Here is a 12145-nt window from a genome sequence, read left to right as displayed (position 1 = left end):
CCCGAGCCGAGGGAGAACCCGAAGGCCTTGACCACGGCGGCCGGGAACGCGGCGCGCCACTCGTCCAGCGTGCCGTCGTAGCCGAACGCGCTCCCGGAGCTGCCCGGGTTCATGGGTGCCCGCGCCTTCACGTCCGCGTCCGCGCTGTTGTTCAGCCACCACACGTTGCCGTAGAACTGCGGCTCGCCGATCAGGATGCCGTCGTCCGTGCCGTCACCGTCGAAGTCGACGACCAGCTGGAAGCCCGGTGGGATGGTGCCCGAGATCGGCGTGTAGTCGAGCGTCGGCTCGCCCACCGAGGAGAGCGGCTTGTTCGTGTCGACGTACTCCGCGACCTTGTCGAGCGAGGTGTTGCTCTGGGTCGTGATCCGCAGGCCGGTGCCCTCGACGGTGTAGGAGCCGCCCGTGCGGGTGTCCGAGCGTGCCGGGTTGAAGTCGTTCGGGACCAGGATGGTCTGAGCGGCCGCGTGCGCGGAGGTGACGCCGACGAGGCTGATGACGAGGCCGGCCGCAGCCGTGCCGAGGGTGCTGATCTTCTTGGTGCGCATGTGCTGTCCCCACAGGTACGAGCCCCCGTCCCCCGGCACACCGAGTGGGTGCTGAGGCGGGGCGTCGGCAGAGAGTAGGCACCGCGACGTGACGACCGTCACGTCGCTTCCCCATTCTGGAGTAGTACGGGCTCTCGTACCTTCGGCAGGACGGCATCTGGCGGAAAGTGCGGGACGTTTTCGACCTCCTGCTGGTCCCGCGAGGTCGAAGGCGTCCCGCACTATCCGGCCCATCAGGCGTGCGTCAGCTCCTCGACCTTGCCCAGCCGGACGAAGCGGGCATCGAGGGTCTCGGGCGCGGGATCCCACGGCGGACGCTCGAGGGTCCACGCGCGCTGCGAGGGCGGCAGGAAGAGCGCTCGGGACCGTACGCCGAGGATACGTGCCGCGGCTGCCCGGCGGGAGTCTCCGCGGACGACGCTGACGTACTCCAGCCCGACCCCGCGAAACCGCTGCTCCCGCGTCACGTCCCGGCGGTGCTGCTCGATCGACTTGTGGTGCTCGCCGTCGTACTCGACCACGAGGCCCGCGACCGGATCGAACAGGTCCGGGATCCCGAGCAGGTTGTCGTCGAGGTCGTAGACCGGCTCGTTGACGATCGGCTCCGGCAGGTCGGCCAGCTGGGTGTAGACGAGGCGGAGCCAGGTCTCACGGGGCGAGCGACTCTCGTCGACAGCCAGGGACACCGCGTGTCGGGCGAGCGGCGCACCGTTGCGCGAGTTGGCGTTGCCGACGTACGTCGCGAAGAGCCAGACCGAGATGAGCCCGGCCGCGGCTGCCATGTCGATCGCCTCGACGGCCGACCACAGGGAGTTGCGGCGTCGTACCTCGTCGAAGAGTGCTCGCTGTGGGGTGGTCACGGGGATCCCGGCGACCAGCTCGCGCTCAGAAGGAGCCAGGAACACCCGCTCGACGTGGCAACCCGGAGCCGCGCGCAGCTTGGCGCCGGCGCCCCCGAGTGACAACGGCACCGGCAGCTCGACCTCGCCACCCGGAGCGAACCCGTCGAAGAACGCCGCTCCGCGCCACCGCAAGGCCGCCCATGCCGTCACGCACCCGGACCGGCCGTTGGGTCTCAGCCGCGCGGCCTGCTCGACGATGCGCTGCTCGACGCAGACCTCGACCGACGAGGGCACGTAGAGACCGGGCCCGACCTTCCGCCAACGCGGCCCGTTGGCTGCGCGCCAGGTCGGTCCGTCCCTTCCGATGCGGCCGGTGCGGGCAGGGGCCACCAGGCCGTCCGGCCTCGTGCAGACGGGGTCCCAGCGGATGATCGACATGTCCGGATCGATGCCGCCGGCACGCACGTGCCAATCGACGACCCGTGGCGCCTGTGGAGAACTGCGACCTCGCTGCCACCTGTGGAGCTTGAGTGGCTCGGGCCGTCACGACCGTCCGGATAGTGCGGGACGTTATCGACCTCCGAGAGGCCCTGGAACGTCGAAAACGTCCCGTACTTTCCCGGCCAGCTCAGCCCTCGGTCATCGGCACCCGCACACCCCGCTCGGCAGCGACCTCGGCAGCGCGGTCGTAGCCGGCGTCGACGTGGCGGATGACGCCCATGCCGGGGTCGTTGGTGAGGACCCGCTCGATCTTCTCCGCAGCCAGCGCGGTGCCGTCGGCGACACACACCTGACCGGCGTGGATGGAGCGGCCCATGCCGACGCCGCCGCCGTGGTGGATCGAGACCCAGGTGGCCCCGGAGGCGGTGTTGACCAGCGCGTTGAGCAGCGCCCAGTCGGCGATCGCGTCGGAGCCGTCGAGCATCGCCTCGGTCTCGCGGTAGGGCGAGGCGACCGAGCCGCAGTCGAGGTGGTCGCGGCCGATGACGATCGGCGCCTTGAGCTCACCGGAGGCGACCATCTCGTTGAACTTCAGCCCCGCGAGGTGGCGCTCGCCGTAGCCCAGCCAGCAGATCCGCGCCGGCAGCCCCTGGAACTGCACCTTCTCCTGCGCCATGGTGATCCACGTGTGCAGGCGCTCGTTGTCGGGGAACAGCTCGAGGATCGCCCGGTCGGTCGCCGCGATGTCGGCCGGATCACCGGAGAGCGCGGCCCACCGGAAGGGGCCCTTGCCCTCGCAGAACAGCGGACGGATGTAGGCCGGCACGAAGCCCGGGAAGTCGAAGGCCCGGTCGTAGCCGCCCTTGCGCGCCTCGTCGCGGATCGAGTTGCCGTAGTCGAAGACCTCCGCGCCCCGGTCCTGGAAGTCGACCATCGCGCGCACGTGGGTCGCCATCGACTCCTCCGCGCGCTTGGTGAACCCGACCGGGTCGGCCTCGCGCTCGCTCGCCCAGTCGTCGTACGACGTCCCGGCCGGCAGGTAGTAGAGCGGGTCGTGAGCCGACGTCTGGTCGGTCACGATGTCGATCGGCGCCCCCGACTCCAGCAGCTCGGGCAGCATCACCGCGGCGTTGCCGAGCACCCCGATCGACAGCGGCGTGCGCGCGTCGCGGGCCGCCACCGCCATCGACACCGCCTCGGACAATGACGACGCCTGGACGTCGAGGTAGCGGTGCTCGATGCGCCGCTCGATCCGCGCGGGGTCGCACTCGATGCAGATCACCACGCCGTCGTTCATCGTGACGGCGAGCGGCTGCGCGCCTCCCATGCCACCGAGCCCGGCGGTCACGGTGATCGTGCCGGCCAGGGTGCCACCGAACCGCTTGTCGGCCACGGCCGCGAACGTCTCGAACGTGCCCTGGAGGATCCCCTGGGTGCCGATGTAGATCCACGAGCCGGCCGTCATCTGGCCGTACATCGTCAACCCGAGGTCCTCCAGTCGGCGGAACTCCTCCCAGTTGGCCCAGTCGCCCACCAGGTTGGAGTTGGCGATCAGCACCCGCGGCGCCCACTCGTGGGTGCGCATCACGCCGACCGGCTTGCCGGACTGCACGAGCATCGTCTCGTCGGGCTCCAGGTCGCGCAGGGTGCGCACGAGCGCGTCATAGGCCTCCCAGCTGCGCGCCGCCTTGCCCGTGCCGCCGTAGACCACGAGCTCCGCAGGATTCTCGGCCACCTCGGGGTCGAGGTTGTTCATCAGCATCCGCAGCGGCGCCTCGGTCTGCCACGACTTGGCGGTCAGCTCGGTGCCGCGCGCGGCGCGGACGGGCAGGCGGGGATTGGGGTTCATCGCAGCTCTCCGATCACTTCTTCGACGACACGGACGACGGCCCCGGAGCGCACGAGCTCCACGGCAGCCTCGATCTCGGGCGAGAGGTGCCGGTCGGGACCGGGCCCCTGGACACCCCCCTCCCGCAGCAGTCGTACGACGGCACTCGTCGCCGGCGACGCCACGAGCGGTGCGCGCAGGTCGAGCGCGCGGGCCGCCGTCATCACCTCGATGGCCACGACGCGGGTGAGGCCGTCCACGGCGCGCCGCAGCTTGCGCGCGGCCGACCACCCCATCGACACGTGGTCCTCCTGCATGGCGCTGGAGGGGATCGAGTCGACCGACGCCGGCACCGCGAGGCGCTTGAGCTCGGAGACGATCGCGGCCTGGGTGTACTGCGCGATCATCAGCCCGCTGTCGACGCCGGGGTCGTGGGCGAGGAAGGGCGGCAGCCCGTGGTTGCGCGACTTGTCGAGGAAGCGGTCGGTGCGTCGCTCGCTGATCGAGGCCACGTCGGCCGTGACGATCGCCAGGAAGACGAGCACGTAGGCCACGGGCGCCCCGTGGAAGTTGCCGTTGCTCTCCACCCGGTCGCCGACCACGACGGGGTTGTCCACGGCCGAGGCCAGCTCGCGGCCGGCCACGACCGCTGCGTGCCCGAGCGTGTCGCGGGCCCCGCCGTGCACCTGGGGCGAGCAGCGCAGGGAGTAGGCGTCCTGGACGCGGTTGCAGTCGGGACCGCGGTGTGAGGCCACGATGCCGGAGTCGGCCAGCAGCGCGACCAGGTTGGCGGCCGAGGCCGCCTGCCCGGGGTGCGGCCGGATCGCCTGGAGGTCGGATGCGAAGACGCGGTCGGTGCCCAGCTGGCCCTCGACGGACATCGCGGCCGCGACGTCCGCCGTCCGCAGCAGGACGCCCAGGTCGTGGATCGCGAGCGCCAGCATGCCGAGCATCCCGTCGGTGCCGTTGATGAGCGCGAGTCCCTCCTTGGCCACCAGCTCGACCGGCGTGAGCCCGGCCGCGGCGAGCGCCTCGGCGGCGGGCACCAACGCGCCCGACACGTCGCGCACGGACCCCTCGCCCATCAACGCCAGCGCACAGTGCGCGAGCGGCGCGAGGTCGCCGGAGCAGCCGAGCGAGCCGTACTCGTGGACGACCGGCGTGATGCTGTGCGTCAGCAGGGCGGCGAGCAGCTCCGCCGTCTCCGGGCGTACGCCGGTGTGCCCCGTCGCGAGCGTCGAGAGCCGCAGCAGCATCAGCCCCCGCACCACCTCGCGCTCGACCTCGGGGCCGGAGCCGGCGGCGTGCGAGCGGACGAGCGAGCGCTGGAGCTGGGCGCGCATCTCCGAGGGGATGTGCCGGGTCGCCAGCGCCCCGAAGCCGGTCGAGATCCCGTAGGCGGGGGTCGGAGCCGCGGCGAGGGCGTCGACGACCGAGCGGGCCCGCGCGAGCGCGACCAGGGCGTCCGGGCCCAGCCGCACCACTGCCCCCTCGCGGGCGACCGACACGACGTCCCGAAGGGACAGGGGACCGACGTCGACGACGACTTCATCAGGCATGCGGCCATCCTTCGCCGCGCCGCCCCCCCGACGACAGGGGCGTCACCCCCCAACAGTCTCAGATCCGAGATATGAGACCGGAATACCTGCATAGGTATGAATTTGACTCTGCTGGGGTACTGAGGACGTGGGTTGACAACCCGACAGCCACACGGCGTCACATTCTCGGGCTCGGTGGCCGCTTGTTCATTCACCACCAATGAGGAGTCCCCCCATGCGACACCAGATCCGATTCGGCGCCATCGTCGCCACTGCGACCCTCGCCCTCACCGGCCTGGCCACCGCATCCCCCGCCACGGCCGTCGTCGGCTCGCCCGACAACGCCCGTGCCATCGTCAAGACCGGCTTCGCCCTCAACGCGACCGGCTTCGGCACGCTCGTGAGCGGCGGCCAGGTCCCGGCCAGCTCCGACAACACCGCCTACACCGCGATCGGCTGCACGGTCCGAGCCGGCGTGACGCGCAGCAACTACGAGGCCCAGGTCGAGGTCCCAGGGCTGGGCACCATCTCCGGCGTGCGCACGCGGACCTGGACGGAGAAGAAGGGGCCGGTCGTCTCCTCCTACGCCACCCACTCGATCGCCGAGGTGCTGATCGCCGAGAGCGCGCTGGGCAGCCTCTCCATCGAGGGCGTGCGCTCCATGTCGCGTGCCTTCCACACCGGCACCTCGTTCAAGACCGAGACCGACACCAGCGTCGCGCGCATCATCCTGACGCCCGCCGGCGGCGCCCCGCAGGAGCTCGAGATCCCCACGCCGGGACAGCCGCTGGAGATTCCCGGCCTGGCCCGGATCACCGTCGGCAACGAGGTGAGCGCGAAGATCCTGGATGGCGTGCGTGCCACGGCCGATGCCATCAACATCAGGGTGTTTCCCTCGGACACCCTCGCCAAGGTCGCGCACACCGCCACCAAGATCCAGAAGGGTGCGCCGTTCGGCACCTTCCGCGGCTACTCCGCCGGCACCCGCGCCCGCGGGCTCGGCGAGACCGTGAAGTCCGGTCGCACGCCCCTGTCGCTGATGCCGTGCAAGGGCACCAACGGCAAGGAGCTGACCAAGGCGGTGGCCCGCGTCGACCTGGGCGGCCAGATCATCGTCCGCGGCGTCGACACCAACCAGAAGGCCCGCCAGGCCAAGGGCATCGGCACCGGCTACGAGCTCGCCAACATCGCCAAGGTCAACCTCGGTGACGGCGCGCTGGTCATCAACGCGATCGTCGCCAAGGCCAACGTGACCCGCAAGGGCGACAGCCTGGTCCGCAACGCCACCGGCACGACGGTCGGCTCGATCGTCGTCAACGGCGAGGCCACCAGCTTCCCCGACAGCGGTGTCATCGAGATCCCGGGTCTGGTCAAGATCCAGCAGAAGATCGTGCGCAGGATCAAGAACGGCATCTCGGTCATCGCGCTGCGCCTGACGCTGCTCGACGGCTCCGGCGCCGTGGTCGACCTCGGCATGGCCGAGTTCCAGGTGCGCAGGGGCTGATCCCTCCCGCAGCACCCCTGAAGAATCCGTGACGCGGTGGCGGGGCCCCGGCCTCGCCACCCGTCACGTCGACGTTAGGTTCGAGGGTCATGACCCAGGTGCCGGCTGCCACGCGCACGCTGAAGGTGCTCACCTTCCTCGCCAGCCAGCCCGACCCGGTCCCCCTCGAGCGGATCGCGCGCGAGTGCGACCTGCCGCGCAGCACGGCCTACCACCTGCTGGCGGCGATGGTCGCCGAGGGCTACGTGGTCCACCTCGCCGAGGAGCGGCGCTACGGCCTCGGCGTCGCGGCGTTCGAGGTCGGCAGCGGCTACTCCCGCCAGGCCCCGCTGCAGCGCATCGCGCGCCGCCAGCTGGCCTCCCTCGTCGACCGCGTCGGTCAGTCCGCGCACCTCGCGGTGCTGCACGGACGTGACGTCCTCTACGTGGTCGAGGAGCGCGCCCCGGGCCGCCCTCCCCTGGTCACCCACATCGGCGTACGCCTGCCTGCGCACCTGACCGCCAGCGGTCGAGCCCTGCTCGCGAGCCTGCCGGCCGCCCAGGTCCGCGCGCTCTACCCCTCACCGGCCGCCTTCGTCGACCGCACCGGCACCGGCCCGAAGACGCTGAGCGCGCTCCGCTCGCTGCTGACCGACGTACGACGTCGGGGCCACGCCGTCGAGGACAGCGAGGTCACCCCCGGTTTCGCGAGCGTCGCCGCGGCCGTGCTCGACCACAACGGGCACCCGGTGGCAGCGGTGGCCGTCACCTTCGCGGGCGATCCGGCCCCGATGCTGGTCGACGAGGTGCAGCGGACGGCAGCCGTGCTGACCCGCCGGATCAGCGGCCGCGCGTAACCGACACCACACCTGGCGCGTTGGGACCCTCGACAGCGCCCACCTCGTGGGTGATCCTGTCGTGACCCGAGCCAGGAGAGCCCATGCGCGCACCCGACCACCGATCCCGTCGACAGCTCGCGTGGACGGCCGTGGCAGCGGGCACCGTCCTCGCCGTCGCCCTCCAGGCCGTGCCGTCCTTCGGGCAGCGCACCACCAACCTCCTCGACTCCTACGACGCGAGCAAGGCGGCCGCCCTCGAGTCGCGGCCCCACGTGGACGCACCGGGCGACGGCCACGACCACTCCGACACCAGCACCAAGAACGCGATCTCCCGGGCCGGAGAGGTCGGCGCCGATGTCCAGGACCCCACCTCGGCCGCAGAGCGTCGCGCTGCCGCGGCCTACGTCGCGAGCCAGCGAAGGCTCCCGGACCCGCAGCTGCGCCGCCTCTCCCTGCTCTCGAAGCGCACCGCGGTCCCGGCGTCGCGCTACGCGATGGCCGGCGGCTGCTACGCCCTGCGTGCCCCCAGCGGTCGCTACGTACGCCGCGCCGGTGACGGCGTCGCGCTGGCCCAGGTCACCCGCGCCCAGGCAGCGCCGTTCTACTTCAAGGCCACCGACCTCGGCAGCTACCTCGTGTTCGGCACCAAGCGCGACTTCCTCGCCGCCGACGGCCTCGCGACCGAGCCGAGCCCGGACGCCGACTGGACCGTGCGCCAGCGCGGCAAGGGATTCACCTTCACCCTCAGCGGCGGGCGCGGCCTGCGTGCGTCGGGGGCGAGCCTGACGACCGGGACCAGCCCCACGGCGTTCCGTCTGGAGCTCACCCGCGGCTGCACCGCCTACCCCGAGTCGCAGATCGACGTCGTCGGCAACCCGCACGGCGGCGTCTCGGACTTCCAGGAGGTGCGCGGCTACGTCGACGCCCACACCCATGGGATGGCCTTCGAGTTCCTCGGCGGCGAGGCCCACTGCGGCAAGCCCTGGGACAGGTACGGCGTGCCCTACGCCCTGGTCGACTGCGAGGACCACACCCTGACCGGCGGCAACGGCGCCGCCCTCGAGACGTTCCTCTCCGGTGAGCCCAGCCACGACCCGGTCGGCTGGCCGACCTTCAAGGACTGGCCCGCGCCGGAGTCCCTGACCCACGAGGGCACCTACTACCGCTGGATGGAGCGCGCTTGGCGCGGTGGCCAGCGTCTCTTCGTCAACCTGCTGGTGGAGAACAACAAGCTCTGCGAGGTCTACCCCTTCAAGCGCAACTCCTGCGACGACATGGACTCGATCCGGCTGCAGGCGCGGCAGATGCACAACTTCCAGGACTACATCGACGCCCAGTTCGGCGGGCCCGGCAAGGGCTTCTACCGGATCGTCACCAACCCCTTCCAGGCCCGCCAGGTCATCAACTCCGGGCGCATGGCCGTGGTCATGGGCATCGAGACCTCCGTGCCGTTCGGCTGCACGTTCAAGCGGGTCGGGCCCACCGAGGTGCCCGCGTGCAGCGCGGCCGAGATCGACCGCCAGCTCGACGAGGTCTACGCCATGGGCGTGCGGCAGATGGAGCTGGTCAACAAGTTCGACAACGCGCTGGCCGGCGTGGCCGGTGACGCCGGGGAGACCGGGGTCGTCATCAACGGCGCCAACTTCCTCGAGACCGGCACGTTCTGGGACATGAAGAGCTGCTCGCCCGCCGACGGCGAGTCCACCGACCGGCCCCAGCTCGCGGTGCCCGAGATCGACCCGCAGCAGCAGGACGCCCTCTTCGGGGCCGTCGGGCAGCTCTTCGGCCCGATCCTGCCCGCCATCCCGCTCTACGGCCCCCCGGGGCACTGCAACGCACGAGGCCTGACCGACCTCGGCGAGAAGACCATCACCGGCCTGGCGAAGCGCAAGATGATCTTCGACCCCGACCACCTCAGCGTGAAGGCACGCAAGGCCGCGGTGAACCAGATCGCGCGGATGGACTACCCCGGGATCATCTCCAGCCACTCCTGGTCGACCCCCGACACCTACCCCCGGATCTACAAGCTGGGCGGCTTCATCACCCCCTACGCCGGCGACTCGACCGGCTTCGTCGAGAAGTGGCGCCGTCACCTCGGCTGGGCCGACGAGCGCTACTACTACGGCATGGGCTTCGGTGCCGACATCAACGGCCTCGGCGCCCAGGGCTCCGCCCGCGGCACCGACGTCGCCAACAAGGTGACCTACCCCTTCACGGGCCTCAACGGCATCACGATCAAGCGCCAGCGCGCCGGCCAGCGGGTCTACGACATCAACCGGGACGGGGTCGCGCAGTACGGCCTCTACCCCGACTGGATCGAGGACCTGCGCAAGGTGGCAGGTCGTCAGGGCTCGGCCATCGTGGACGACATGACACGGGGCGCCGAGGCCTACCTGCAGATGTGGGAGCGCACCGAGGGGATCGCGGCCGACTCGTGCCGCAACCCCGGCCTGCGCAAGCCCGTGGGGGTCGTGGAGCGTCTCGTGCGCCGCGGCATGACCACGCGCGCCGTGATGCAGGCGGTCGGCCAGCCCTACCAGCGTCTGGGCACGTCGTACGCCTTCTGCGCGCGCAGCGCGAGCGACCCGAAGGTGATGATGACGGTGCGATTCTCCCAGGCCGGAAAGGTCCGGCAAGTTACCAGTCGGTAGGATCCTTCTCACCCCCGCGAGGGACTGACTCGGTGGGCGTGGGCCAATAGGCTCACCCCCGCCGGTCGCGCTCTCGTCGGCACCCGATCCACGAGGAGTCCTCGCGCATGCAGATCGTCGCCATCGTCATCTCGCTGGCCTTCACCGCCGTCGCGGTGGTCCTGACCACGCGGGCCGTGCGGTCCATGGTCGCCACCATGAAGATCGGTCAGCCGGCACTGGGCCGCACGGACCAGCCGGTCGCCCGCACGGTGACGATGGTCAAGGAGACGTTCCTGCACACGCGGATGCTCCAGTGGACCGTCGTCGGGATCATGCACTGGTTCGTCTACCTGGCGTTCATCATCCTCTCCTCGGCGGTCTTCACCGGCTACTTCCAGCTCTTCGACCCCGAGTTCGCGCTGCCGGTCATCGGCCACTTCTTCCTCTTCGAGTGGGTCTCGGAGGTCATCGGCCTGCTGAGCACGGTCGGCATCCTCTACCTGATCTACTACCGCCAGAAGAACCACCCGCGCTCGCTGGGCCGCAAGAGCCGCTTCTTCGGCTCCACGATGTGGCAGGCCTACTTCGTCGAGGTCATGGCGCTGCTCGAGGGCGGCGCGATCCTCTTCATCCGCGGGGCGGAGTACAACCTCGGCCAGGCCCACGGCGAGACCGACAAGTACAGCGGCTTCCACTTCCCGATCAGCCAGTTCTTCGGCAACCTCTACCCCACCGGTGCGGACTCGATCGGCACGCTCGAGAACATCATCATCGCGATCGCGATGTTCAAGATCCTGCTCGCGATGGTCTGGCTGATCGTCATCTCGGCCAACCTGACGATGGGTGTCGCCTGGCACCGCTTCACCGCGTGGCCCAACATCTGGTTCAAGCGCGAGTCCTCGGGCCGCACCGCGCTCGGCGCGGTCAAGCCGCTCACCTCCGACGGCAAGGCGATCACCCTCGACGACATCGACGACCTCGACGAGGACTCCAGGCTCGGCGTCGGCTCGATCGAGGACTTCTCCTGGAAGGGCATCCTCGACTTCACGACCTGCACCGAGTGCGGTCGCTGCCAGTCGCAGTGCCCCGCGTGGAACACCGAGAAGCCGCTCTCGCCCAAGCTCTTCATCACCGCGCTGCGCGACCACGCCTACGCCAAGGCGCCCTACCTCCAGGCCGCCGAGGGCGACCGCGCCGCTCTCCTCGAGGGCAACGACACCCTCCAGAAGGAGGTCGACCGCCCGCTCGTCGGCGACACCGGCGACGACTGGTTCTACAACCCCGACAGCGGCGCCGCCGTGATCGACCCCGACGTGCTGTGGAACTGCACCTCGTGCGGCGCCTGCGTCCAGCAGTGCCCCGTCGACATCGAGCACGTCGACCACATCATCGACATGCGCCGCTACGCCGTGCTGGTGGAGTCCAACTTCCCCGCCGAGCTCAACGGCCTCTTCAAGGGCCTCGAGAACAAGGGCAACCCCTGGAACATGTCGCCCTCGGCGCGCATGGACTGGGCCAAGGGCCTCGACTTCGAGGTCAAGGTGGTGGGGGAGTCGATCGAGTCCCTGGACGAGGTCGAGTGGCTGTTCTGGGTCGGCTGCGCCGGCGCCTACGAGGACCGTGCCAAGAAGACGACCCGCGCGGTCGCCGAGCTGCTCGACATGGCCGGGGTCTCCTTCGGCGTGCTCGGCAACGGCGAGACCTGCACCGGCGACCCGGCCCGTCGTGCCGGCAACGAGTTCGTCTTCCAGGGCCTGGCCCAGCAGAACGTCGAGGTCATGACCGAGGCGAGGGCCAAGAAGGTCGTCTCGACCTGCGCCCACTGCTTCAACACCCTCAAGAACGAGTACAAGGACTTCGGCATCGAGCTCGAGGTCGTGCACCACACCCAGCTGCTCAACCGCCTCGTGCGCGAGGGCAAGCTGACCCCGGTCAAGGACGGCGAAGGCGCCCACAAGCGCTCGATCACCTACCACGACCCCTGCTACATCGG

Annotated in this window: 8 protein-coding genes; 4 read left to right on the top strand and 4 right to left on the bottom strand. The window is 70.4% G+C overall.

What is annotated here, in order from left to right; translation table 11 throughout:
- The 4 genes from RMN98_RS14710 to hutH form a co-directional block, all read right to left on the bottom strand.
- A partial coding sequence (locus tag RMN98_RS14710) for a hypothetical protein (protein WP_309649569.1) occupies positions 1–548 on the bottom strand: 548 nt, incomplete at its 3' end.
- 233 nt (positions 549–781) lie between these two features.
- Complete coding sequence (locus RMN98_RS14705) at positions 782–1828, bottom strand: hypothetical protein (RefSeq protein ID WP_309649568.1); 1047 nt, start codon at positions 1826–1828, stop codon at positions 782–784.
- Positions 1829–2018: 190 nt separating this feature from the next.
- A complete protein-coding gene (hutU, locus tag RMN98_RS14700) occupies positions 2019–3680 on the bottom strand; it encodes a urocanate hydratase (RefSeq protein ID WP_309649567.1) in 1662 nt (553 codons plus the stop codon).
- Positions 3677–5218 carry a histidine ammonia-lyase gene (gene hutH, locus RMN98_RS14695; RefSeq protein WP_309649566.1) on the bottom strand — a complete coding sequence of 514 codons (1542 nt, stop codon included), beginning with the start codon at positions 5216–5218 and terminating at the stop codon, positions 3677–3679. The genes hutU and hutH overlap by 4 nt, the downstream gene beginning before the upstream one ends.
- A 214-nt stretch (positions 5219–5432) precedes the next feature.
- Here hutH and RMN98_RS14690 point away from each other — a divergent pair, with 214 nt between their 5' ends.
- The 4 genes from RMN98_RS14690 to RMN98_RS14675 all read left to right on the top strand — a co-directional run.
- Positions 5433–6701 (top strand): choice-of-anchor P family protein, encoded by a 1269-nt coding sequence (locus RMN98_RS14690; RefSeq protein WP_309649565.1) that lies wholly within the window; start codon positions 5433–5435, stop codon positions 6699–6701.
- Positions 6702–6790: 89 nt separating this feature from the next.
- Positions 6791–7537 carry an IclR family transcriptional regulator gene (locus tag RMN98_RS14685; RefSeq protein ID WP_309649564.1) on the top strand — a complete coding sequence of 249 codons (747 nt, stop codon included), beginning with the start codon at positions 6791–6793 and terminating at the stop codon, positions 7535–7537.
- 83 nt (positions 7538–7620) lie between these two features.
- Entirely contained in the window at positions 7621–10170 is a 2550-nt protein-coding gene (locus RMN98_RS14680) for a hypothetical protein (RefSeq protein ID WP_309649563.1), read from the top strand.
- Between the two features lie 107 nt (positions 10171–10277).
- Positions 10278–12145: (Fe-S)-binding protein (locus RMN98_RS14675; RefSeq protein WP_309649562.1), on the top strand; the 1868-nt coding region annotated here is incomplete at its 3' end.

The organism is Nocardioides sp., from assembly GCF_031397825.1.
GTDB lineage: Bacteria > Actinomycetota > Actinomycetes > Propionibacteriales > Nocardioidaceae > Nocardioides.
The sequence above is the reverse complement of the archived record's forward strand: the minus strand, read 5'-3'. Positions and strand labels throughout refer to the sequence as shown.